The organism is Pseudomonas mangiferae (assembly GCF_007109405.1).
In the GTDB taxonomy this organism is placed as follows: domain Bacteria; phylum Pseudomonadota; class Gammaproteobacteria; order Pseudomonadales; family Pseudomonadaceae; genus Pseudomonas_T; species Pseudomonas_T mangiferae.
The window spans coordinates 239,043-263,338 of the sequence record NZ_VJOY01000006.1; the positions used below are offsets into that span (position 1 = coordinate 239,043).

23 protein-coding genes are annotated in these 24,296 nt (G+C 64.5%); 7 read left to right on the top strand and 16 right to left on the bottom strand.

What is annotated here, in order from left to right:
- Nucleotides 1-1,056: an RNA methyltransferase gene (locus FM069_RS10580; RefSeq protein WP_143488266.1), complete on the bottom strand. Its 1,056-nt coding sequence runs from the start codon at nt 1,054-1,056 to the stop codon at nt 1-3.
- A gap of 662 nt (nt 1,057-1,718) precedes the next feature.
- Here FM069_RS10580 and FM069_RS10585 point away from each other — a divergent pair.
- The 3 genes from FM069_RS10585 to FM069_RS10595 are packed head-to-tail and all read left to right on the top strand — an operon-like array spanning nt 1,719 to nt 6,017.
- A complete protein-coding gene (locus FM069_RS10585) occupies nt 1,719-2,978 on the top strand; it encodes a DUF6531 domain-containing protein (protein WP_178106713.1) in 1,260 nt (419 codons plus the stop codon).
- Between the two features lie 14 nt (nt 2,979-2,992).
- Nucleotides 2,993-5,779, top strand: coding sequence for an RHS repeat-associated core domain-containing protein (locus FM069_RS10590; RefSeq protein ID WP_143488268.1), 2,787 nt, complete (start codon nt 2,993-2,995; stop codon nt 5,777-5,779).
- Between the two features lie 7 nt (nt 5,780-5,786).
- Nucleotides 5,787-6,017: a hypothetical protein gene (locus FM069_RS10595; protein ID WP_143488269.1), complete on the top strand. Its 231-nt coding sequence runs from the start codon at nt 5,787-5,789 to the stop codon at nt 6,015-6,017.
- An 814-nt stretch (nt 6,018-6,831) separates the two neighbouring features.
- On the opposite strand, the gene metH is transcribed toward FM069_RS10595, so the two are convergent.
- From metH to FM069_RS10675, 14 genes are all read right to left on the bottom strand, one after another.
- On the bottom strand, nt 6,832-10,524 hold the full coding sequence (metH, locus tag FM069_RS10605) for a methionine synthase (protein WP_143488270.1): 3,693 nt from the start codon (nt 10,522-10,524) through the stop codon (nt 6,832-6,834).
- A gap of 169 nt (nt 10,525-10,693) precedes the next feature.
- Entirely contained in the window at nt 10,694-11,008 is a 315-nt protein-coding gene (locus FM069_RS10610) for a RebB family R body protein (protein WP_143488271.1), read from the bottom strand.
- A gap of 34 nt (nt 11,009-11,042) precedes the next feature.
- Nucleotides 11,043-11,366: a RebB family R body protein gene (locus tag FM069_RS10615; RefSeq protein WP_143488272.1), complete on the bottom strand. Its 324-nt coding sequence runs from the start codon at nt 11,364-11,366 to the stop codon at nt 11,043-11,045.
- 572 nt (nt 11,367-11,938) lie between these two features.
- Nucleotides 11,939-12,487, bottom strand: a complete 549-nt coding sequence (locus tag FM069_RS10620) for a hypothetical protein (protein ID WP_143488273.1) — start codon at nt 12,485-12,487, stop codon at nt 11,939-11,941.
- An 84-nt stretch (nt 12,488-12,571) separates the two neighbouring features.
- Nucleotides 12,572-12,784 carry a hypothetical protein gene (locus tag FM069_RS10625; RefSeq protein ID WP_143488274.1) on the bottom strand — a complete coding sequence of 71 codons (213 nt, stop codon included), beginning with the start codon at nt 12,782-12,784 and terminating at the stop codon, nt 12,572-12,574.
- 38 nt (nt 12,785-12,822) lie between these two features.
- Nucleotides 12,823-13,023 (bottom strand): hypothetical protein, encoded by a 201-nt coding sequence (locus FM069_RS10630; protein ID WP_143488275.1) that lies wholly within the window; start codon nt 13,021-13,023, stop codon nt 12,823-12,825.
- On the bottom strand, nt 13,016-15,193 hold the full coding sequence (locus FM069_RS10635; RefSeq protein WP_143488276.1) for a hypothetical protein: 2,178 nt from the start codon (nt 15,191-15,193) through the stop codon (nt 13,016-13,018). Before FM069_RS10635 ends, FM069_RS10630 begins: the two co-directional genes overlap by 8 nt.
- 94 nt (nt 15,194-15,287) lie before the next feature.
- Nucleotides 15,288-15,671, bottom strand: a complete 384-nt coding sequence (locus FM069_RS10640; RefSeq protein ID WP_143488277.1) for a hypothetical protein — start codon at nt 15,669-15,671, stop codon at nt 15,288-15,290.
- Between the two features lie 40 nt (nt 15,672-15,711).
- Nucleotides 15,712-16,455, bottom strand: coding sequence for a hypothetical protein (locus FM069_RS21850; RefSeq protein ID WP_233282019.1), 744 nt, complete (start codon nt 16,453-16,455; stop codon nt 15,712-15,714).
- Nucleotides 16,456-16,498: 43 nt separating this feature from the next.
- Nucleotides 16,499-16,735 carry a RebB family R body protein gene (locus FM069_RS10655; protein ID WP_143488278.1) on the bottom strand — a complete coding sequence of 79 codons (237 nt, stop codon included), beginning with the start codon at nt 16,733-16,735 and terminating at the stop codon, nt 16,499-16,501.
- 101 nt (nt 16,736-16,836) lie between these two features.
- Nucleotides 16,837-17,391: an RNA polymerase sigma factor gene (locus tag FM069_RS10660; RefSeq protein ID WP_143488279.1), complete on the bottom strand. Its 555-nt coding sequence runs from the start codon at nt 17,389-17,391 to the stop codon at nt 16,837-16,839.
- Nucleotides 17,392-17,474: 83 nt separating this feature from the next.
- A complete protein-coding gene (locus FM069_RS10665; RefSeq protein WP_143488280.1) occupies nt 17,475-18,185 on the bottom strand; it encodes a Crp/Fnr family transcriptional regulator in 711 nt (236 codons plus the stop codon).
- Between the two features lie 279 nt (nt 18,186-18,464).
- A complete protein-coding gene (locus tag FM069_RS10670; RefSeq protein WP_143488281.1) occupies nt 18,465-19,634 on the bottom strand; it encodes an MFS transporter in 1,170 nt (389 codons plus the stop codon).
- A 90-nt stretch (nt 19,635-19,724) separates the two neighbouring features.
- Nucleotides 19,725-20,717, bottom strand: a complete 993-nt coding sequence (locus FM069_RS10675; RefSeq protein WP_143488334.1) for a GlxA family transcriptional regulator — start codon at nt 20,715-20,717, stop codon at nt 19,725-19,727.
- Nucleotides 20,718-20,948: 231 nt separating this feature from the next.
- Here FM069_RS10675 and FM069_RS10680 point away from each other — a divergent pair, with 231 nt between their 5' ends.
- From FM069_RS10680 to nfuA, 4 genes are all read left to right on the top strand, one after another.
- Nucleotides 20,949-21,140, top strand: a complete 192-nt coding sequence (locus FM069_RS10680; protein ID WP_143488282.1) for a hypothetical protein — start codon at nt 20,949-20,951, stop codon at nt 21,138-21,140.
- A 93-nt stretch (nt 21,141-21,233) separates the two neighbouring features.
- The gene (locus FM069_RS10685) at nt 21,234-21,653 is read left to right on the top strand and encodes a hypothetical protein (RefSeq protein ID WP_143488283.1); all 420 of its coding nucleotides are present in this window, start codon (nt 21,234-21,236) and stop codon (nt 21,651-21,653) included.
- Nucleotides 21,654-22,175: 522 nt separating this feature from the next.
- On the top strand, nt 22,176-23,198 hold the full coding sequence (locus FM069_RS10690) for an acyltransferase family protein (RefSeq protein WP_143488284.1): 1,023 nt from the start codon (nt 22,176-22,178) through the stop codon (nt 23,196-23,198).
- Nucleotides 23,199-23,268: 70 nt separating this feature from the next.
- The gene (gene nfuA / locus FM069_RS10695) at nt 23,269-23,850 is read left to right on the top strand and encodes a Fe-S biogenesis protein NfuA (protein ID WP_143488285.1); all 582 of its coding nucleotides are present in this window, start codon (nt 23,269-23,271) and stop codon (nt 23,848-23,850) included.
- Between the two features lie 51 nt (nt 23,851-23,901).
- On the opposite strand, the gene queD is transcribed toward nfuA, so the two are convergent.
- A complete protein-coding gene (queD, locus tag FM069_RS10700; RefSeq protein ID WP_143488286.1) occupies nt 23,902-24,270 on the bottom strand; it encodes a 6-carboxytetrahydropterin synthase QueD in 369 nt (122 codons plus the stop codon).
- Nucleotides 24,271-24,296: the final 26 nt, after the last annotated feature.

The following is a 24,296-nucleotide window of genomic DNA, read 5'->3' on the forward strand; positions in this document are numbered from 1 at the left end:
TCAGGCCCCGAACCGGCCGATCAGCCGGGGTGCCTTCCGCGCGACGCTGACGCCGTCCTGGGCGCGGGCGCGCAGCTGGCCGCAGCCGCCCTCGACGTCCTGGCCCGCCGAATTGCGCACCTTGGTCAGCACGCCGCGGCTGTGGAGGTAGCGCACGATCTCGACGATCCGCTCGCCGGGCGGGCGCTGATAGGTGTCCGCCTCGTGGCTGTTATAAGGGATCAGGTTCATCACGGCGTACTTGCCCTTGAGCAGGCGCAGGATACCGTCCAGTTCCTCCTGGCTGTCGTTGATCCCGTCCAGCAGCGTCCACTGGTACTGGATGGGGTAGCCGATGCGCCGGGCATAGGCTTCGCCCAGGTCCACCAGTTCATCCGGGTCGATGTGGGGCGCGCGGGGCAGCAGTTGCCGGCGCAAGTCGGCGCGGGTGGAGTGCAGCGACAGGGCGAGGGCCGGCTTGATCCGCTCCTCGGGCAGGCGCTCGAACACCCGCCGATCACCCACCGTGGAAAACACCAGGTTCTTGTGCCCGATGCCCCCTTCGCGGCCCAGCAGGTCGATGGCCTCCAGCACGTTATCCAGGTTGTGGGCCGGTTCGCCCATGCCCATGAACACCACCTTCTTTACCGGGCGGAAACGCCGGGCGAGGGCCACCTGGGCGACGATCTCGGCGCTGCCCACCTGGCGCAGCAGGCCGCTCTTGCCGGTCATGCAGAACACGCAGCCCACGGCACAGCCCACCTGGGTCGACACACACAGGCCGTCCCGGGGCAGCAGCACGCTCTCCACGGTCTGCCCATCGGCCAGTTCCACCAGCAGCCGCGCCGAGCCATCGAGCCCGGGATGCTCCGAACGCAACCGGACCAGGCCCTCAAGGGTGCCGGACAACACCGGCAACCCCTCGCGCACGCTCAGGGGCAGGAAGTCCTGGGCCTGCTGGTTGCGGGTACCGGTATCCAGGGGAAGCCCCTTGAGCCAGGCACGGTCGATCCGGCCGATATGCAACGGCTTGGCGCCGAGGTCGGCGAGCTGGCGGTGGACGTCTTGAATACGCATGGGGCGCGGATGCTATCACGGGCGAGGCGATGGTGAGTGCTCATTCAGGCTATGAAGAGGCACAGTATTTAAATTGTACTCGGGCTTGCTCAGAAAATTTTGAGTTGGGTAAAGCAGGCCGTACAGTTGAGGCGGAATTTGCGAGGTATGAATGCGTTGCCGATTTAATGAGGAGCATTTGATTGGTGAAGTTGGCGGTGAAAATTTTGGATCAGTGTGCTCCCTGTTTGGGGACGCAGCGTAATGTGATTTATTAAGTGGTAGTGTTTGATGGTTTTTATGTAGTTAAAAATTTAAGTACTAAAAAGCCAAGCTGTTTGGTTTAGGTGTTGCGATCTGGTTCACAAAAATGGCGAAGTGATTTTGGCGGTATCCGTCTGTCTGGATTATGATCGCGTCAATTATACAGGGAGGTTTTCGTGGCTAGACTCGCTTTCATATTCTTTTCGTTATTGGTTTCTCATGAGCTTTTCGCTGAGCCTTTTTTTTGGATCACGACACTAGGGAGTGGCGCTACCTTCGTAGGTCCTACTCCGAAGGCCTCGTGTGACAAAGCTTTTAACGAAGCAGGTATATATATGGCGCCTGATAGCCAGCTTAAGGGCGTTAGACGTATATCAGACAATCGGTTCAGCTGTGTCATTAACGCTTGGCGTCCTTGGATGGATTATCGAGTCGATTGGGACAATAGTATCTTTAGAGGCGGCGACGGTTGTGAAATCGGGCTGTCCTATAATACCGCTACAGGCGAGTGCGAAGATCCCAAGGTGCCAAGTTCGGATGGTGGAAAAGGCGATCCGAATCTCTCCTGCAATGCGCCCCCGTCTTTCCAGGGAAATCCCATCAACACCGCCAATGGCAATAAATTCCAGCATGAAGTGGACTATGTGGGGAAAAATACGGCTGCAGGGCTGGTGTTCGAGCGTTACTACAACGGTGTCGATGGCGTTTGGCTTCATGGCTACTCCACTCGCCTGGTCATCTCGCCGACGCAGGTGGTGCTCATCCACGCAGATGGACGGCAGAGCCGTTATCAGCTTGTAACTGCCGATAGGTTCGACTCGAAGGACGAAACGGGAAGTTTGGTCAAGCAGGGAGATCAATGGCTCTACTCGGCCCCTGGCAAGACCTATGTTTTCAATGCATCAGGTCAACTGGAGCGTGCGGGAGAGGGTGAGGAAGCAGTGAGCTTCAGCTATCTCGGCGGAAAGGTAATCGTCAAAAACCAGTATGGGAAAGAACTGACTATTACTGAAGACTGGTGGCATCAGCCTCGTTCCGTATCGATCGACGATAAGGAATTCACGTTCACGTACGATTTATACAACCGGCTCGCGCAAGTGGCACGTATCGTGACGAATGTGCCGAGTCAGAAAACCTACCACTATGAGGATCCCATTCACTATCTCGCCCTAACAGGCATCACCGACGAGCGCGGTGTCCGCTATGCAACCTGGGCCTACGACGAGCAGGGGCGCGCCATTTCCAGCGAGCATGCTGGCGGTGCGGAAAAGGTCACCTTGGCCTACAACGCCGATGGGTCGACCACGGTTACCAACGAATACGGCAAGCAGGCCACCTATCGATTTCAGGTGATCCAGGGGGTGAAGCGCATCATTGCCATCGAGGGCGAGCCATCACCCAACTGCCCGAGCAGCAACTCCACCTTTACTTACGATGAGCGCGGCCTGCTCAAGACCCGTCGCGACAACAAGGGCAACCTGACCACCTACGACTACGATGCGCGTGGGCTGGAAGTGTCGCGTACCGAGGCGGCGGGCACGCCCCAGGCCCGCACCGTGACCACCCAGTGGCACCCGACGCTGTACCGCCCGCTGCAGGTGGACGAGCCGGGCCGGGTCACCCGCTACCGCTACGACGCCCAGGGCCGCGAGACCGGCCGCACCGTGACCGAACACTGAACAAGGAAGACCCGATGTCCCCACGGATTCTCCGCGCCGGCCTGGGCGCGCTGGCGCTGGCCTGCGCCCTCGTCACCGCCCACGCAGCCGAACGCAGCTGGAGCTACACCTACACCGCCCAGGGCCAGGTCGAGACGGCCGACGGCCCGCGCACCGATGTCCAGGACATCACCCGCTACGCCTACGATGCCCAGGGCAACCTCACCCAGGTGACCGACGCCCTTGGGCACGTCACCACCCTGGGCGATTACGACGACCGCGGCAAGCCAGGCCGCCTGGTGGACCCCAACGGGGTGGTCAGCACCCTGACCTACACCGGCATCGACGGCTGGCTGGCCTCGGTGACCACCGCCGGCAGCACCACCCGCTTCGACTACGATGCCGTGGGCCAGATCACCCGGCTCACCCGCGCCGACGGCAGCTGGCTGGCCTATACCTACGACGACGCTCGGCGGCTGGTGGCCATTGCCAACAACTTGGGCGAGCGCATCGAGTACGACGTCGACGTCATGGGCAAGCGCACCGCCCAGCGCATGAAGGACGCCAGCGGTACCCTGGTGCAGCAGCAGGCCTGGGCCTACGACGAACTGGGGCGCCTGCTGCGGTCGGCAGGGGCCGGCGGGCAGACCCATGGCTACCGCTACGACCTCAATGACAACCCGGTCGGCGAGACCGATCCCAAGCGTTTCGAGCACAGCCAGGCGTTCGATCCGCTGGATCGTCTGGCCAGCCACCGTGATCCCCTGGGGGGCGTCACCGGCTTCGACTACGACGCCCAGGACAACCTGACCCAGGTGCGCGACCCGCGGGGCGTCACCACCCGCTACGAGTACGACGGCCTGGGCAACCTCACCGCCCTGGTCAGCCCCGACAGCGGCACCACCCGCTACCTCCACGACGAGGCGGGCAATGTGCTGGAGAAGACCGACGCCCGTGGCAACCTCACCCAGTACCGCTACGACGCACTGAACCGCCTGGTGGAACAGCACCACCCGTCCAACCCGGCCCTGGACGTCCACTACCTCTACGACCTGACCGACAACGGCAACAAGGGCATCGGCCACCTCACCGCGGTGGAGGACGGCAGTGGTCGGCTGGACTACCGCTACGACGAACACGGGCGGCTGGTGGAGCAGACCCGGCAGCTCAACGTGGGCGGCCTGCTGCTGCAGGATCGCCTGGGCTATGCCTACGACCCGGTGGGGCAACTTGTCCGCATCGACTACCCGGACGGGCTGGCGGTGAACTACCCCCGCAATGCCGCCGGCCAGGTGAGCGGCGTAACCCTCTCGGTGGACGGTGGCGCCCCCACGGTCATCGCCCGGGACATCGCCTACCTGCCCTTCGGCCCGCTCAAGCACCTGGCCTGGGGCAATGGCATCGCCCTGGACCGTACCTATGACCAGGACTACCAGCTGCTGCGGCAGCAGGTCGGACCCTGGCAGAGCGACTACCGCCACGACGCCAAGGGCAACATCGAACAGATCACCAGCAGCCTGTGGGGCACCCTGGACTACACCTACGACGCCCTCGACCGGCTCACCGAGGAGCGCGATGGCCAACGCCAGCGCACCTATGGCTATGACGCCGTGGGCAACCGGCTGGACAAGACCGAGACCGTGCTCGCCACCCAGGCCAAGGCTCGCACCGCCTACCGCTACGCCAGCGACAGCAACCGGCTGACCGCCATCGGCAGCCAGGCGGTGACCAGCGACGAGACTGGTAGCCTGACCCAGGACCGCGCCAGCCGCCTGCTGGGCTACGACGAACAAGGCCGCCTGAAACAGGTGAACCTGAACGGCCAGTCCGTCGCCGAGTACCGCTACAACGCTCTCGGCCAGCGCGTGGCCAAGCTCACGGCCCAGGGCATCCATGTCTACCTCTACGGCGCCGAGGGCCAACTGCTGGGGGAAACCCGCTACGACGCCACCGGCCGCAAACTGCGCAGCCAGGCCTACTTGTGGCTGGACAGCATACCCCTGGCCAGCCGCTGGGCCAGCTTCAACATCCACGGCATGGCCGTGAACCCGCGGCTGGTGTACCTGCACAGCGACCACCTCGACACCCCGCGCCTGGCCACCGACACCAGCGCCGCCCCGCAGATCGTCTGGCAATGGCAGTCCGATGCCTTCGGTAACGGCACCCCCGTGGCAGCCGACGGCGTGCAGATCAACCTGCGCTTTCCCGGGCAGTACCACGACAGCGAAAGCGGCCTGCGCTACAACTACTTCCGCGACTACGACCCGCAGACCGGGCGCTATGTGGAGAGCGATCCGATTGGGTTGAGCGGGGGGTTGAATACCTACGGATATGCCTTAGCCAACCCACTTCGATACTCTGATCCCAAGGGGAAAAATGTAATAGTGGTTGAAGCCCTAGCCGTTACAGCGGTGACAATAATTGGGGCGGCCATTATCAATAATGCTAACAATACTGCTCAGCAATCAGGTGGCATTGACCCGACAGTCGGTGGTGGAGCAGTACCAATAGGGCTCAGCCCAACGACCGCCCAAGGCGGAGCCAGCAGTAGTACCGAAACGAAAACCGAGAATTGTCCTAAGAACTGCCCACCATGCAGAACTGCGAGCGGCATTGTCCCTGTCGGGACGCTCGGGTACAGGCCGCTTGATGTGATCCCTGACGGCCAAATGCAACATGGCGTCTATGGCTCTCACCACAACATGTTCGTCGCAAACCAAAACCCAAATAACTGCCAATGTTTCTGGCAAAAACAAAACTATGTCTTGAAGCCAGCGCAGCTCCCATTTGGGGCAGTGCCAGTAGAGCCATTCATAAATTGAGGCGAATATGAAATATACGACTGGCGAAGAAATGCAGCTCGGTGACACTGTTCAGCTTGGCAGCAGCGGCGCCGGAATAGTGGTTGGCATTATTGAGGCAGGATCATTTTCAAAAGGCTATCCTGCAGAAGACTGGGCCTATCTAAGTACGGGTGCTCTTATACTTACTCAAGAGATAGGGTTAATTCATTACCTCGAGTCTGATGAAGAACTCAGGCTAATAGAAAGGAAAAAATAGGTTTGTAGGGTTTTATCCTGTACTGAATGTGGCGTTACGGTCTGCTCTAGGTTTTAGTGCTACATTTCTCTGCTTTAGTGAGTCACCTACCGTGTCGATCTCCCTAGTAGGGGGTTCGAATTTTTTCGGTTTTAAATGTAAACCTTGACCAGCACAGTGTTTAGGTTGAGGCGGCGCCTACGTTTGTGGGGCTGGGATTTTAATATGATCCGCTGGCCAGCGTTGATACTTCCAAATCTACACCCATGTGACCATCACTAATCTGCAGGGCATTTACAGCAAGACGCTTCCAACAGCCCAAGGCTCTAATCGCTAAAAGGCAGAGCATCCCATGCGACAGGGTCCATTAACCAAGCTGAAAAATATAATCTAGGTTCTGTACGAAAAGTCGTCGAGCGAAGGTCAGGCAAGGCAAAAACAGGCGAAGAAGCGGAGTTTACGTGCTGTAAATGAGCATTCTGAGCCTGTTTTTAACGCAGCATCACCGATGCGCAGGCACGTTTCGTACAGAACCTAGTAGGTTAGCGTGACCGACGGAAAAAAGAACTCCATACTGCTAGCTGACGGCCGTCAAAACCTTGAATTAGTGCTTCCGGAGTAAAACAAGTTTTTAGAAAAAATCCTGTTTCTGTCGATAGACAGTGGTTAACAAACGCCCAACGAAAGAGCTGATGGATCGGCTGCGGCGAGTGCTTGCCAGATGTGCGTTGATTAGATTCATATCGGAGTGATTTCGAGCGTCCAGGAAGCGTCTACATCAGCTTGAACCAGGATGAACCGCGTGGCTAATTCATCCTGATTCAATGTCGTATTTCTAATTCTCATACCCCAGATTCGGCGCCAGCCAACGCTCGCTGACGTCCAGCGGTTGGCGTTTGCGGGTCGAGTAGCGTTCGACTTGGTCCTTGTCGATCTTGCCCACGGCGAAGTACTGGGCCTCGGGGTGGGCGAAGTACCAGCCGCTGACGGCGGCGGCGGGGAACATGGCGTAGTGTTCGGTGAGGGTTACGCCGCTGTCGCCTTCGGGGTCGAGCAGGTGGAACAGGGTGCCTTTCTCGGTATGGTCGGGGCAGGCCGGGTAGCCGGGGGCGGGGCGGATGCCCTTGTACTGTTCCTTGATAAGCTCTTCGTTGCTCAGGTGCTCGTCGCGGGCGTAGCCCCAGTAGTCCGTACGTACCCGTTCGTGCAGCCACTCGGCACAGGCTTCAGCGAGACGATCGGCCAGGGCCTTCACCATGATGGCGTTGTAGTCGTCGCCCTTGGCCTCGTAGGCCTTGGCGACTTCCTCGGCGCCGATGCCGGCGGTGGTGATGAAGCCCCCCACGTAGTCGGTGACACCGCTGTCCTTGGGGGCGACGAAGTCGGCCAGGGACAGGTTGGGTTTGCCGTCCGGCTTGATGGTCTGCTGGCGCAGGTGGTGCAGGGTCGCCAGGGTCGCGCCGTCCTCGCCATACACCTCCAGGTCGTCGTCGTTCACCTGGTTCGCGGGCCAGAAGCCGAAGACCGCCCGGGCCTTGATCAGCTTCTCGTCGATCAATTTCTTCAGCATCGCCTGGGCGTCGCCGAACAGGGCGGTGGCGGCTTCGCCGACCACGTCATCGGTGAGAATGCGCGGGTACTTGCCGGCCAGGTCCCAGGAAATGAAGAACGGGGTCCAGTCGATGTACTCGGCCAGGGTCGCGAGGTCGATGTCGTCCAGTATCCGGACGCCGGTGAAGGTCGGGGTCGGCGCCTGGTAGGTGGACCAGTCGAAGGCCGGCTTGTTGGCCACCGCCTGCAGGTAACCCAGGCGTTCGGTACGGGCGCTGCGGCTGGCGGTGCGCTCGCGCACTTCAACATAGTCGGCGCGGGTGCGCTCGACGAAGCCTGTCTTCAGTTCCTTGGAGAGCAACTGGGTGGCCACGCCCACGGCCCGGGAAGCGTCGGTGACGTAGACCACCGCGTCGTTGCGGTACTGCGGCTCGATCTTCACCGCGGTATGGGCCTTGGAGGTGGTGGCGCCGCCGATCATCAGCGGCAGGCGGAAGTCCTGGCGCTGCATTTCCCGGGCGACGTGGACCATTTCATCCAGGGACGGCGTGATCAGCCCGGAGAGGCCGATGATGTCGCATTTCTGCTCGCGGGCGGCCTGGAGGATCTTCTCCGCCGGCACCATCACGCCGAGGTCGACGATGTCGTAGCCGTTGCAGCCCAGTACCACGCCGACGATGTTCTTGCCGATGTCGTGGACGTCGCCCTTCACCGTGGCCATGAGGATCTTGCCCTTGGCCTCGGGCTTGTCGCCTTTCTCCTCCTCGATGAACGGGATCAGGTGCGCCACCGCCTGCTTCATCACCCGGGCGGACTTCACCACTTGGGGCAGGAACATCTTGCCCGAGCCGAACAGGTCACCCACCACGTTCATCCCTGACATCAGCGGGCCCTCGATCACCTCGATGGGCCGGGCGCACTGCTGCCGGCACTCCTCGGTGTCCTCGACGATATGGGTGGTGATGCCCTTGACCAGGGCGTGCTCCAGGCGCTTGCCCACCGGCAGCGAGCGCCATTCCTCGCTCTCCACTTCCTTGGTGGCGCCGCCGCCCCTGTAGCGATCGGCGATGGTCAGCAGCGCTTCGGTGGCGTCCGGGGAGCGGTTGAGCACCACGTCCTCGACCTTTTCCCGCAATTCGGCGGGGATCTCGTCGTAGATCTCCAACTGGCCCGCGTTGACGATGCCCATGGAGAGGCCGTTGCGGATCGCGTAGTAGAGGAACACCGAGTGGATCGCCTCGCGCACCGGGTTGTTGCCGCGGAACGAGAAGGACACGTTGGACACGCCGCCCGAGCTCAGGGCGTAGGGCAGGTTGTCGCGGATGTAAGCGCAGGCGTTGATGAAGTCGACCGCGTAGTTGTTGTGCTCCTCGATGCCGGTGGCCACGGCGAAGATGTTGGCATCGAAGATGATGTCTTCCGGCGGGAAGCCCACCTGGTTGACCAGGATATCGTAGGAGCGGGCGCAGATTTCGGTCTTGCGGGCCTCGGTATCCGCCTGGCCGTCTTCGTCGAAGGCCATCACCACCACGGCGGCGCCGTAGCGCTTGCACAGCTTGGCGTGGTGGATGAACGCCTCGACACCTTCCTTCATGGAGATGGAGTTGACGATGCCCTTGCCCTGGATGCACTTCAGGCCCGCCTCGATCACCTCCCACTTGGAGGAGTCGATCATGATCGGCACCCGGGAAATGTCGGGTTCGCCGGCGATCAGGTTGAGGAAGGTGACCATGGCCGCCTTCGAGTCCAGCATGCCCTCGTCCATGTTGATGTCGATCACCTGGGCGCCGGCTTCCACCTGCTGCAGGGCGACTTCCAGGGCCTCGGTGTAGTTCTCCTCGCGGATCAGGCGGGCGAACCTGGCCGAGCCGGTGATGTTGGTGCGTTCACCGACGTTCACGAACAGCGATTGCCGGTCGATGGTGAACGGCTCCAGGCCGGACAGGCGGCAGGCCCTGGGGATGTCCGGGATGGCACGGGGCGGGTACTTGGCGACCGCCTCGGCGATGGCCTGGATATGCCCCGGGGTGGTGCCGCAGCAACCGCCAATGATGTTCAACAGGCCCGACGCCGCGAACTCCTCGACCACCTCGGCCATCTGCGCCGGGGTTTCGTCGTACTCACCGAAGGCGTTGGGCAGGCCCGCGTTGGGGTGTGCGGACACCTGGGTGCCGGCCTTGGCTGCCAGTTCAGCCAGGTATGGACGCAGCTCCTTGGCGCCGAGGGCGCAGTTCAGGCCCACGGAGATCGGATTGGCGTGGCGCACCGAGTTCCAGAACGCCTCGGTGGTCTGGCCGGACAGGGTGCGGCCGGAGGCGTCGGTGATGGTCCCGGAGATCATGATGGGCAGTTCGAGGCCCACCTCCTCGAACACCCCCTGCACGGCGAAGATGGCCGCCTTGGCGTTGAGGGTGTCGAAGATGGTCTCGATCAGGATCAGGTCGGCGCCACCGTCGATCAGGCCGCGGGTGGCCTCGCTGTAGTTCTCCACCAGTTCGTCGAAGGTGACGTTGCGGTAGCCGGGGTTGTTCACATCCGGGGAAATGGAGCAGGTGCGGCTGGTGGGGCCGAGTACCCCGGCGACGAAGCGCGGGCGGTCCGGGGTTTCCGCGGTCTTGGCGTCCGCCACCTGGCGCGCCAGGCGCGCGCCTTCCACGTTCAACTCGTAGACGATCTCTTCCATGCCGTAGTCGGCCTGGGAGACACGGGTGGCGTTGAAGGTGTTGGTTTCCAGGATGTCCGCGCCGGCGTCCAGGTATGCCTTCTCGATGGCCTGGATGATGTCGGGACGGGTCAGCAGGAGCAGGTCATTGTTGCCCTTGACGTCGCTGGGCCAGTCGGCGAAGCGCTGGCCCCGGTAGTCGGCCTCTTCCAGGCGGTAGCTCTGGATCATGGTGCCCATGCCGCCGTCGAGGATCAGGATGCGCGCCGCAAGGGCGTGCTGGAGGGCCTGGAGGCGAGCGCTGCGATCGGACATGGAATACCTGGAAGCGAGACGTGCGAAGAGGCGCGATGATAGCAAAGCCTCGGACGCCCCGACCGGGTCAGCGGTCTGCATGAATCTGGCTCATGTTGCGCCAGATAAAACGAAGGCGACCCTAGGGCCGCCTTCAAAGTGGGTGCTGAAAAGGAAGTTGAAGCGCGCGTCAGGAGCGGAACGAGTTGAGGATGGTGAGCAGGCTGGTGAGGTTGTCGGCGACCCCCAGTTGGCCGATCTTCTCGGACGCACCCGCATCGGCGGAGGTGTCCACGCTGTAGACCTGCATGACGCCCATGTTCGCCGAAGCCAGGGCCAGGGCGTTCTGCTGCTGCTGGGCGGATACGGCGTTCTCGAAGAGGATGCCGGTGGAATGGGCCATGGTCTGGTAGATGGAACCCAGCGCGATGGCGGGCGCCTCGCCCACCACCTTGACGTTGGACTGGGTGACGGCATCGGTGACTTGAGCACTTACAAAAGCCATGAATGTTCTCCTTGGCGATCAGTGGACGCGGCCGTTAGGACTGGAACGAGCGCAGGATGGTCAGCAGGCTGGTGAGGTTGTCGGCGACCCCCAACTGGCCGATCTTCTCGGACGCACCGGCGTCGGCAGAGGTATCCACGCTGTACACCTGCATCACGCCCATGTTGGCGGCGGCCTGGGCCAGGGTGTTCTGCTGCTGCTGGGCGGACACCGCGTTCTGGAAGAGGATGCCGGTGGAATGAGCCATGGTTTGGTAGATCGAGCCCATGGCCATGGCCGGCGCTTCACCCACCACCTTGACGTTGGACTGGGTCACGGCATCGGTGACCTGCTCGTTGACGCTGTTCGGAAACGCCATGATTGAACTCCCTTCTGGTTGGACACGACTCATGTCGTGCTGATGGAGGGAACGAGCCGAACTCGGCGATGTGAATGTGGTGGAAGGAGAGCACCTGGGTGCGCCGCATGATTCGAGCGTAGCGGCTATGGATGATGGCGTACTGCCACCTGACCAGAGGTGGGCAGGGAAAGGCGGGGGCGATGACGCGATAAATCGTTTTCTCGCACATCGCGGGTTCGACGCCATCCGTTTCCAGGCACCAGGCACCAGGCACCAGGCACCAGGCACCAGGCACCAGAAACAATGCCATCGAGCAGGGAACGGCAAGCTGGGGCGCCGGGCACGGCCCCCCAGCCCACGATAGCGAGGCGATGGATGAATCGCGTGGGCAGGCGCGATTACTCGGGCGCGGAGCCGCTTCGTGCGGCCCTAGCCTTACGCGAGGCTGTAACTGGTGCGTACCGCGGGATTGAGTGGGGCTACGGGTCAACGCCCGCCTGTCTGCATGACGAGGCTTGGGGCGGGCACCAGGTCGATGGTGCCGCCCCAAGCCTGCCGACCGGCCTGGCAGGCGAGCGAATGCGCCGCTCTCAGCCGCGGCGATTCGGTGCTGTGGCCGGGTCGGGCGAGCCGGCGCTGCGGTTGGTTTCCTGCAACACCGCCAGGGCGCTTTCCAGCTGGCGCCGCAGGGAACCGAAGTTCTGCTCGAAGCACTGCTGCACTTCGCTCTTCACCAGGTTGGCCAGGCGGTCGGCGATCTGGCTCATGACGATCTGGCTGGTGCCGCCGGGGGCGCCGGGGTTCAGGTTCGAGGGACGCAGGTCGGCGAGGGACGAAGCGGCTTCCACTGCCTGCAGCAGCGCCTGTTCGCCGTTCTGCTGAGCCTGCAGGGCCTCGCTGGAGGCCTGCCGGACAGTGCGCAGGACGTCGGCGATGGAGTCGCGGGTCCGTTGCCGGCCCTCCTCGATGGTTTCTTCGGCCTGGCGGCGCGCCTGGGCAGCGGGGTCGCGCTGCCTTGTCTGGTCGCGCAGGCTGCGCTGGAAGGCCAGCAGGTGCTGGCGCTCCTGTTCGGTCAAGGGGCGCTTGAGCCAGTTCTGGGCCAGCTCGTTCAGGCTTTCGTTCAGCTCGGGGGCGTCCATGGCGGCTCCTGGCGGAGGCGGGCGCCGCGGGTGTGGACGCACCGCTGGAAAGGAGAGGGCGCGGGGAGACCGCGCCCGTTCGTCTCAGTAATTGGTGGAGGGCGGAATGCTGCTCGGGCACAGCACCACGCTGGAGTACAGCGCGTTGCGCACCGCGCTGAGCTGCATGGCCAATTGCGCCAGCTGCCCGACGGTGGATTCCGGCTGGTCGTGGTTGAGCGCCTGCTGCCACTGGGCGAGGCACTCGGCCAGCAGGGTATTGACCCGGCTCTTCAGTTCTTCCAGTTCTTCCTTCATGGGGGTTCTCCGGTGATTGGGGGGTACGGCCTGGTGGATCAGTTGAACAACCGGATCAGGCCGATCAGGCGAAGCAGATCGGCCTCTCCGAGTCTAGGATGCTGGGCGCGTGCCTGCTTCAACAGCTCCGGCGAGACGTCGGCCGGTGGGGGCGCAGGGCAGGTGGGCGAAGGGGCGGCTGGCGTTTCGGCGGGGTCCGACTCGCTGAGCAGCAGGTAGTCGAGGAAGTCGTCAGTCATGGTGGCGCTCCGTGCGGATCAGCACCACCGAGTCGGGCGACTCGAAGCCTTCGAAGCGCTTCAAGACCACCCTCGGTTCGTCCCTGTCGCCGATCTCAATGTCGTTCAGGGTGATCCGCCAGTAGGCCTTGGCAAGTTCGATGAGGAAGCTATAAAGGGCCTCCAGCGGCTTGTGGGGGACGCTCTCCCGGTCCCGGTAGAGGGCGTAGGCCAGCAGCAGCGTCATGCGGACCGCCTCGTCCTGCACGTTGGAGTGCTCCACGCCCTGGCCGTCGGCGCCCAGCAGGTAGGAGCGCCAGTTAAGGACGATGGCGAAGAGGGTGCGGTAGAGCCGATACCGGATGTAGTTGTCCTGCTTCGTCTTGCCGGTGATTTCGCAGAGATGGATCTGATGGAAGAAGAAGCCCTGCAGCACCTTTTTCACCCACTCCGGTACATCACGCCCGGCTACGTTATGGAAAATCTCCTTATCGTTGTCGTCGGGTTCCTGCCGGGATGACATGTCGTGCAGGTAGGTCAGCTGAGCCACGGTCATCCGCTCGGGATTCAGGTAGGAAATGGCCGTGGTGGTGGCCTCCAGGGTGTCGGTGTCCACGTAGCCGTTCAGGTGGCGCAGGCCGCGGTTGAGGCGGTAGGCATTGGCCGAGTCGAACAGGCCGGACGCCCCGGTGATGAAGTTGCTCCCCAGGTTGGTGTCGAAGGTAACCTGGGGGAAACGGGCCGCCACGTAGTTGCGGTAGTAGTAGCCATGGCCGATGCGGACGGTGAACGGGCTTGTCGATTTGATGACCGACTGGCCGGGCTCGACTTCGAGGGCATTGCACAGGTTCATGATGTTGCTGCGGGCGTAGTAGGCGACCAGGCTCTGGGTCGTCGCGCTGGTGATGTCGAAGCGCTGCACCTGGAGCCCGCCCACCGTGAGGCTGCTGTCATGGAACAGCTCGTCGAACAGCTCGCCCACGGGATTGGCCTTTTGCTTGCGGTGCGGCGCATGCCCGCGCTCCCGGGCCTTGGCATCGGCTTCCTGCAGAGTATTGCGGTAGCTGGTGTAGGCATGGTCGACCAGTGCCGGGTAGAACTGCGCGGGGTCGATCAGGCTGGAATTGCGCAGGAAATAGCCGCATAGCGAGCGGTTGTTGTTGGATACGCCCGTGCCTTCCCCGCAATGGATGTGCAGTACGACTTTCTGTTGGCGTATCACCGGTTTCTCGAGATAGGCCTCGAAGACCGCCCTGTTGTCCTGCAACACCTTGAAGAACTCCGCGTAGAAGCCCGTTGCGGTTTCCATGCCCAGCAGGTCGAGGCCGACCAGGGTCGCATAGGGGAAGGCGCCTTCCGTCCGCTGCTCGAACAGGTCGATCAGGGTATCCAGGTCCTTGGCGAACAGCTTTTTGGTGGTGTAGCCGTGGGCGGTATGGGCCAGCAGGGTGTAGTGGGTCTTCCAGGCCTGGTTGAACTGGACGAACAGGTCGTTCAGGAGCGGGATCTCGTCCGCCCCGGTGGCGGTCTGGGTATGGGTGATGCCTTCCCCGTAGAGATAGCCCGCGGTCATCACGGCGAACGCGAGGGGATACAGGTCGCGGATCGCGCCGCGCATCCAGTAGGCGTCGTCGAACGGGGTGTACTTGTTGGCGCTCCAGATCTTGCGGTTGAAGTAACGCACCAGCTGGCCGGTCCGTTCGTCCCGCTTGGTGAGGTCGCGCAACAGGTCCTGAGTGGTCTGGTAGACGTCCGGACGCTCGATGGCCAGGTGGGTCACGCACAGACCGAAGCGGCGCAGGAGAATCACGCAGGCGAGGTAAACGCTCTCGGCGGCGCATTCGCCGCGCAGGTAGGCGTCTTTGTCATAGGCGCGGAACGGGTTCTTCGGTCCCATCATGCGCGCCAGCGCCAGGTCGAAGAGGTGGTAGTGGGCCGCCTGGCGTTTCTCTTCGACGGTAGGCTGGCCGTAGTCCTTGGGGTTTTCGTGAATGAGCAGGCCGACCAGCGACAGCTCCTGGCCTGTATCCAGGGTGGCGTGCTTGTCCGAGGAGGACTTCGGTGTGAACGTGAACGAAGCGGGTTTCCACCTGACGTCGCTTTCCACGGGCAGGATGCCCGCGAAGTGGCTGTGGAAGTCGAACGGGTAGGCGGGAAACCCCACCTCCGTGTTCAGCGTGAAATAGGCCATGGGTCATTCCTCTCGGGCGCAGGTGCCCGCGCCGCTCGGGTGGCGAGCGGCCAGGGCTGGGTTCGGAGCGGGTGCCGGACGCCGACGCGGCGTGTCAGCGTCGGTTGGCGATGAAACGCAGGTGATTGGTCACGGCTCTCACCGGGTCGAACCGCGGCCGCCCGATGGTGCGCGCGACGTCGAGAAAGGCGTCGTCGTACAAGGAGCGCTCCAGCAGCGTCTGCGGCTGGCCATCCGCGCGCCCCGGCACCCGGGTTCCGCGAGTCTCCCGAGGGTCGCCGCCGTGCAGCTCCAGCCAGACGCCCAGCGCCTGCCAGTACTGGTCGAAGGCCCGCAGCTGGCGTGTCGCCAGGGTCAGGCGAACCCGCAGGTCGCTGGGTTCCTGCAACAGGCTGGCGAACTGCTCGCGGCTCATTACCTGGTTCTCCACCAGTAGGGTGCTCATGCTGGCGGCCAGGCCGCTGTCGGTGAAGGACATGACGATCTCCTCGTGAAGGGCGGACGCGACCCGCGACGGGTCAGGGCGTGCCACCCTGGCGGTTGGCCAGGGTGTCGGCGTAGCGGGCGATGCTCTGGTCGATCTTGTCGATGGCGAAGCCGGCGGCGTCCGCCTCCAGGGCCCCGGCGGCGGCCGCGACCGCTGCTGCGGCCCCCATCAGCAGGTCGGTTGCCAAGGCGCCCAGGGCATCCTCGGCGGCCTGGACCGGTTTATCCGCAGCGATGTTCTCGGTCATCTGCTTGAGCAAAATGGCCTGGCTGGCCAGGGCCAGCTTGCTCACCCCGTCGAAGTAGGCGGCCGCGGACTGCGCCACCAGGCCCGCCGCCTGGCTGATCATCATGTCCGGCGCGGTGGCGATCTGGGACGGTGCGTAGCTGGCGGTCTCGGTGTTGGTCAGCTGCACGGCCTGGACGATCTGGCTGTTCAGCGCGCTGCTGTCCGGCGCGGCGGCATCCAGCTTCTGCAGCATGCGTTCGTTCATCGCCGCCAGCGCCGAGGGCCGGCGCGGCAGCGTCACCGGGTCGGGCGTCGGCGTCGGCGTCGGCGTCGGTGTGGGTGTGGGTGTGGGTGTTGGGGCGGGCGCCGGGCTCGGAGCGGGCGTCGCCGGTTGCGCGGCCGCCTCCGCCGGGCGCGGGTCCGCCAGCGGCTCGTCGCCGGCTTCCCGGTGGCCGTCGGACGCGGGCGCCGGGGGCGGCAGCGGTTCTTCCCGTGCCGGGGCCGGAACGTTGCGGGTGAGGGTACGTTTCTTGCCGAAGCCGAACATCGAGGGGCGCTCCTGCTGTCAGGGAGTCGGGCGGCCGTGGCCGTCAGGGCTTGTCGGGGATGGCCATGATCATCGACACCGCCTTGGAGACCACGGCGGTGGAGATCTGGTTGAGGGCATGCTGGTTGTGCACGGCGTTCTGCAACGACAGGCCGGCCGAGTGGCTGGCGACCTGGTAGAGCGAGGCGATGGCCTGGGCCGGGGCCTCGGCGACCACTTTCACGTTGGTCTGGGTGACGGCGTCGGTCACCTGGGCGTTGACTGCCGTGTTATCTGCCATGGGTCTCTCCTTGGGAGGCTGGATTGCGTGCCCTGCCGAGCGCGCCGGAGTGGGCGCTCGTCAGAAGGGAACGCGGGGGCCTTCGGTTCGTGAATGCGCGTTCAGCGCCCGGTGGCGGCGTGGAGGGAATGGCGCAGCAATTGCACCCGCTTGCGCGCCAGGATCGGCGTGACGCCCAGCTCCACGGCGATGTCGGCGTAGGGCCGCTCCTCGATGAAGCGCAGTTCGAACAGCTGGCGCTGCGCCGCCGGCAGGCGCGTCAGGGCCCGCTCGATGAGGCTCAGCTGTTCCTGGCGCTCCAGGCTTTCCAGCACCGAATGAGGTGCCGGGAAACGTTCCTGGGAGTCGTCCTGCAGGTCGATGCTGAAGTCGAACAGCCGTTCTTCCCGCTGCCGCCGCCGCACGCTGTCCAGGTAGACGTGCTCCAGTACGAGGAACAGGAAGCCCTGAGGGTCGCGGATGCGTTCGGGGGAGCGGCGCATGAACAGCAGCGCCTTGAGCGCGGTGCTGGCCAGCCATTCCTCCGCCCGGTCCGGGTTGCCCCGTGCCAGCCGCCGGGCGCGGCGCCGCAGGTTGGGCTGGGCCGCGCGCCAGCTCGCTTCGAATACCTGGTCGATGACCGCGAGCGCGTCGCCCGCCGGGTTGATATCGCCCATGTCGCTACCTCCTTGTAAGCCAGTGGAGGCGGCAGTCTGTGGGGCGCGACCGCGGCGATTCTGTTACCTGGGTGACATCCCCTTCACAGCGGCAAGGCGGCCATGCGTCGCATGCGCGGCAGGTCGTTGATAAGGATGCGATCGCTCTGGCAACTGATCAGCCCCTCGCGCTTCCAGCTCTGCAGCTGGGCGTTGAGCTTCGGCCGGCTGGCATTGAGCATCGCCGCGAGGATGCTCTGGTTGGTGGGCAGCGACGCGCAGGCGTGCCCGGACGGGTCGCCCCCCAGCCCCGCCAGCAGGTAGCGGGCGAGGCGTGACTCCAGTCGGTGCAGGCAGACCGTCTCGACGAAGCTGGAGCTTTCCCGCAGCCGGGCGCTGAGCAGCCGCAGCGCCTTGCCGAGGAACGCCGGGTTGTCCAGCAGCGGACCCAGGTGCCGCCTCGCCAGCATCAGCACCCGGGTGGCGCCGCAGGCATAGGCGGACGTGCCACGCACGCTGGGCTCGATCAAGGCGGTCTCGCCCACTGCGCCGCCGGGGCCGATGCCGTTGATGATCAGCTCGCGGCCGTCCGGGCCGTAGAGCACCGTGTAGATCCGGCCGGTGAGGACGAAGCCGATGAAGTCGTCCGGGTCCTGCTTGAGGAACAGTACTTCCTTGTCGGTGAGGTGCCGTTCCACGCTGTGGACGGCCACGTGATGGATGAGGTCGGTGGGCGTGCCGCCCAGCAGTTCGGATCGTTCCAGCAGGGAGCTATAACGCAGCAGATTGGCTTGTACCCTGTCATTCGCATGCATGCCTGTGCCTCGTGGTGGGCCATTGACCCCGATGAGGCGAATGGCGGTTCCCTCCGCGGGCCCTCAGTGGGACGCGTGCATGACAAGCGCGTGAACCCTCATGCGCAAGGGTTCGGGTTCGGCGGATGACCGGTTGGTTGCGAGGCGGCGGGCGGCCTGCTGCAAAGTGAGGGGAGAGGCGTGGGGGCGGCCGGACGCTGGCCTGCGTTGCAGGCCGCGTGGGCGACGATGGAGGAAGGGATTTTGCCCGGTGCCCGCTCGGGCGGGCACCGGCGAGGTTCAGGCGGCCGCTGGCGTCTCGCGCCGGGCAGCGGCGAGCATCAGCCAGGCCAACAGGACCAGGGGCGGGATGAGCAGATTGATGGCGTTCCAGCCGGCCCCTCCGATCAGTGCCCCGGCGGCGAAGGAGGCGCAGGCCGCCACCAGGCCGTTGCCCAGTTCCATCAGGCCCTGGGCATGGCCGCGTTCTTCGGGGCGATGGGCACGGGCCAGCAGGGTGGTGCCGGCCACCAGCATCAGGTTCCATCCCAGCCCGAGGCAGACCGAACTGAGCAGGAAATGGGTGGCGGTAGACCCGCCCAGGGCGATCGCGGCGCTCGCCAGCAGCACGACGCTGCCCAGCAAAGCCACCCGCCGACCGCCCAGGCGGTCCGCCAGCGGGCCGGCGACGAAGGCCGGCAGGAACATGCCCAGCATGTGGCCGCGCATTACGTCGGCACTGGTGTGCAGGGGCAAGCCGCAGGCGTTCATGGCCAGGGGCGTGGCATTCATCACCAGGATCATCAGGCCGTGGCCGATGGCGGTGATGGCCATCGCCCCGCGCACCGCCGGTCGTGCCAGCAGCGCGGCCAGGGTCCGCCAGCCACCCCCGGCGGGCGCCGGGGCGGTGCCGTCGGGCAGGCGGCCCAGCAACGCCCACGCCGCGGCGGCCAGCACGGCGATGGCCAGGTAGGCGCCGACGAAGGGCAACGGCAGGACATCCTTCGCCCACAGCGCCAGGTCGGGGCCGACCAGGGCGGCGCACACGCCGCCGCCCACCACCCAGGCGGCCGCCCGACCGCGCTGGGTCTCGGCCACCGACTCCAGGGCGGCGAAGCGGTAGTACATGGCCGAGGCCTGGTAGCCACCGATGAGCAGGCAACCCAGGCCGAAGAGCGGGAAACTGGCGGCCGCCACCCCCAGGGCGCAGACCAGGCCGCCGCCGATGCCGGCCAGCGCGCCCCGCCTCAGCCCGGCACGTCGCCCCCGCCGCTGCATGAACAGCGACAGCGGCTGCGCCGCCAGCAGGTTGCCCAGCACCAGCAGCGCCAGGGGCAGGGTGGCGAGGCCGTTGAGCGGCGCCAGCTGCATCCCCACCAGGGCGGTGAGGGTCACGCCGATCATCGAGCAGCTCCAGTACAGGGCCTGGGCGACGAACAGCAGGCGAATCGAAGGGTGGCGCAGCAGCATAGCGGGCTCCAGGGCAGGGCGCCGGCCATGGCCGGCGCGGGGTTCGGGGCAGGGCGGTACGCTCGCCCGCCGGTACCGGCGGGGCGTGGTTCAGGCGAAGCGGTCGGCGTAGTCCTGGGGGCTTACCGAGAGGTGCTTGTGGAAGGTCCGGCGCAGGTTCTCCGGGTGGCGGAAGCCGGTGAGGCGCGCCACCGTGGCCACCGAAGCGCCGCTGTCCTGCAGCAGCAGGCGGGCCGCCTCCAGGCGCATGCGTTCCACGTAGCGACCCGGCCCCATGCCCAGTTCCCGGGCGAACAGCCGCGAGAGGCTGCGGCTGGAGAGGTGGGCACGCTCCGCCAAGGTCTCCAGGGACAGGTCGGCGGCCAGGTTCTGGCCCATCCATTCCAGCAGGCCCAGCAGCCTCGGAGTGCGCTGCGGTTCCGGCGCCAGCAGGGCGCTGAACTGGGCCTGGCCGCCGGGGCGGCGCAGGAACATCACCAGGCGTCGGGCCACCGCCAGGGCGATCGGCCGTCCCAGGTCGTGCTCCACCAGGGCCAGCGCCAGGTCGATGCCGGCGGTCACCCCGGCTGAGGTGAACAGGTGGGCATCGCCCCGGCGGCCCGTGGGGTCATAGGTGTGCAGGCAGTCACCGTCCACCTGGACCTGCGGGTGGCCACGCAGGGCGTCCAGGTCGGACCAGTGGGTGGTGGCGCGGTGGCCGTCCAGCAGGCCCGCCGCGGCCAGGATCAGCGCGCCGGAGCAGACCGATCCCAGGCGTCGCACCTCGGGCTCGGCGTCTCGCAGCCACGCCAGCAGCGGGGCGTTCTCGCGCTGCGCCGATTCCCCGGCGCCACCCGGGATCAGCAGCGTATCCAGGGTGGCCGGGGCGGTCTCGCACCACGCCTGGTCCGCCACCAGCTGGAAACCGGCGGAGGTGGCCACCGGCCCCGCGATCTCGCCCAGCAGCCGCAACCGGTAGAGGGCCCCGCGTCCCTGGCGCTGCAATTCGACGTTGGCCGAGGCGAAGACCTGCAGCGGGCCGCTGACGTCCAGGCTCATGACGTCCGGGTAGATCAGGCAGGCAATGGTCCGGGTGGGCTCCATGGCGGCATCCTCGTGGCGATGTCCGGCAGTCTGCCCCTCGCCGGGGTTGGCGACAATGACAGCCATCCCACGGATCGTGCCAGGTTGCCTGGCATCCGCTTCCCTGGGCGCCCTGTCATCGAGCCAGTAGAACGTCTGCGGTTTTATTGATGACCCAGTCCCCGATTCAATCTTCCCTCCATGAATTGTCGATGGAGGGTCCGGTTGTCATTCAGGGAATAACGAGCACTGATGAGCGCGATCCAGGAGTCCCTGAGTGGGAGGGGCCAAACGGATGACACCCAAACCATTGGCGATGGTTCGAGCGCCATTCAGATGCAGTTCTATCGAATGGAAAAGACGCAGACTGAAGGAACGAGCGGCCGGGGCGGCAATGGCGAGGATGTGACGCACGCCACCCATTCCGCTCTGATGGCCAAATGACTTTCGCTTATGATGCGGACCTTCCGGAAGCCCGGCTACCGGGCCTTTCACGCCAACGCCATCGTCGAGTCGAGTACCAAGGAGCCCATAGGCATGGAGAACAATGCAGATCAGCCCGTCGTGAATGTGAACGACGTACCGGAAGCCGAGCCCGAACTCGCCGCCGCTGAAACGAACCCGGGCGAGGACAAAGGCGACGACAAGGACAAGGGTGCGTCGAGCGTCGGGGACTCCAAGGCGACCGACAAGATCATGTCCTATGTGGCCGTCGCCATCGAGAAGAACAAGTCGAAGGTTCTGCCCCTGCTCAAGAGCAAGACCGGCGAAGCCTCGCTCGCGGCCCTGAAGGAAGACGCCAACGTGGAGAAGCTGGCGCGTGTCGTCTACGCGTTGCTTCCGGGTGTGGTGAGGTTCGCGCTCAAGGAGCAGGTCTTCGTGCAGTTCATGCTGGATAACCGCAGCAAGCTGCTGGACAAGCTCATCCAGGACGAGGCGCTGCAGCTCCAGCCCTGACGCCTGGCCGCCTGGCCCGCATGCCCCTGCGAGGCCGGGCGGTTCGCCAATTTCTCCAACGATTCCCGCAGGTGTCCTGGCGCCAGCCAACATCCTGCTGATCGAGCGCGCCGCGACGCCGCGATGCGGTTTCGCCATTCGCTATCAGCCGATTCGCGGGCTCTTCGAGCTGTATCTGCTGCTGCCTGTGCAAGAAGCCGGGAAATCTCTATCCGCCTTCCCCGTTTCGCCGTCCCTCCTGCCGCTCCTGGGAACGCTTGATCTCCCTCGTGGGGAAGGGATGGCTAGGCGAAAAGAAGCTGTTTTCATTATCCACGATGGCCGTTCGCCTTCCCGTGAGCCCCCTCTTCGAATCCTTCCCGCTCGGATGAAGCGGCGACCTTTCCGCTTCTCCCGCGGTCGGACATTTCGATGACAGTGTCGTTACTGGTGATCGTCAACGCCGACCCACACACAGGGCGCGCGACGATCTCCCGATGAAAACGGACGCCGGACCGGCGTCCCGGCGAGAGGATTTCGCGGATGTTGATTTCGTTGCAGGCGCTCAGGGCCCTGGCCGCCTGGCTGGTCGTGTTCCACCACGTGATGCAGATTTTCTTCGACTTCAAGGCCGACAGTGCATTTGGGCGCTTCTTCGTCGAACGCGGCGCCATCGGCGTTGACATCTTCTTCGTGATCAGCGGCTTCGTCATCTACCTGTCCACCCGCGGCAAGGACATCCAGGCCGGCCGCTTCATGCTCAATCGCTTCCTGCGCATCGTCCCCGCCTACTGGCTGTACAGCGTCATGGTGGCCCTGATCATCGTCTATGCCCGGCCGGTGATGCCGACCCAGAGCTTCGATCTGCACCACTTCCTGCTGTCGCTGCTGTTCGTGCCTTCGGAGAACCCCGCCGGCTACGGTCTCTACCCCACCCTGGCAGTGGGATGGACGCTGAACTACGAGATGTTCTTCTACCTGCTGTTCGCCCTGTCGCTGATCGCGCCGCAGCGCTGGCGGCCCGGGCTGATCGGCGTGGCCCTGGTGCTGGTGAGCACGGTCCTGGCGCGCCAGCCGTGGCTGAGCGATTTCTACCGCAACAGCATCGTCTATGAATTCCTGTTCGGCGTGGCCATCGGCGTCGCCCACAGCCGCGGCTGGTTGCGCCTGGACGTCGGTCTGGCGCTGACCCTGCTGGCGACCTCGATCCTGGCCATCTGCCAATTGGACAGCTCCATGCGGCTGTTCCACTGGGGCGTACCCAGCGCCATGCTGGTGGTGGCCTGCATCGCCCTGGAACCGATGTTCCGCAACGCCCGGCCGCTGAAGGTCCTGGGGGACTGTTCCTATTCGGTGTACCTGGTGCACGTGATCGTGCTGTCCGTGGGCTGGTACCTGCTGGATCGCTATGCGCTGAACACGTATCTGGTCATCGCCGCCTGCCTGCCGGTGATCCTGCTGGCGTCCTGGGCCAGCTACGAATGGATCGAGAAACGGTCCTTCGCCTATGCCCGGCGCTGGCTGGACACCGATCCCCAGCGCCTGCCGCGCCCCCAGCTTTCCTGACTAAAAGACTGGGACTTTGTCGGCCTGGGGCGATTGACGTAGACTGTCGGCCTGTTTGCGAGGAGTTGCCATGAGCGCCATCATCATCACCGAAGCCGCCCAGGACTATCTGGCCGACCTGCTGGTCAAGCAGAACACCTCGGGCATCGGCATTCGTATCTTCATCACCCAGCCGGGCACCCAATACGCCGAAACCTGCATCGCCTACTGCAAGCCGGGGGAAGAGAAGCCCGAGGACACGCCCCTGGCGCTGGCCCGCTTCACCGCCTGGATCGATGCCCTCAGCGAGCCGTTCCTGGAAGACGCCGTGGTGGACTACGCCACCGACCGCATGGGGGGCCAGCTCACCATCAAGGCACCCAATGCCAAGGTGCCGATGGTCAACGAGGACAGCCCCCTGAGCGAGCGCATCAACTACTACCTGCAGACCGAGATCAACCCAGGCCTCGCCAGCCATGGTGGCCAGGTCAGCCTGGTGGACATCGACGAGAACGTGGCCATCCTGCGCTTCGGCGGTGGTTGCCAGGGGTGTGGCCAGGCCGACGTGACCCTGAAGGAGGGCATCGAACGGACCCTGCTGGAGCGTATTCCCCAACTGAAGGGCGTGCGCGACGTCACCGACCATACCAACCGCGAGAACGCCTACTTCTAAGGCGCTCGCGGAAAAGAAAAGGCCACCTCCGGGTGGCCTTTTTCATGTCGCTCAGGGCGTCTCGGCGTCGCCCCGGTATTCGCAGCCGCTGGTGCAGGTCTCGTGGATGCGCACCTTGTACAGTTCCGGCAGCCCCGGTTTGAGCCGCTGCCAGATCCACTGGGCCAGCACTTCGCTGGTGGGGTTTTCCAGGCCGGGGATCTCGTTCAGGTAGTTGTGATCCAGCTGGTCATACAGCGGCCTGAAGATCGCCTTGATCTCGGAAAAATCCCGTACCCAGCCGGTGTGGGGGTCGATCGCGCCGCGGATGTGGATGCCGACCTTGAACGAGTGACCGTGCAGGCGGCCGCACTTGTGCCCGGCCGGGACGTGGGGAAGCCGGTGGGCGGCCTCGAAAATGAATTCCTTGAACAGTTCCACGGGGGATCGCGACTCGCTCGAACGGG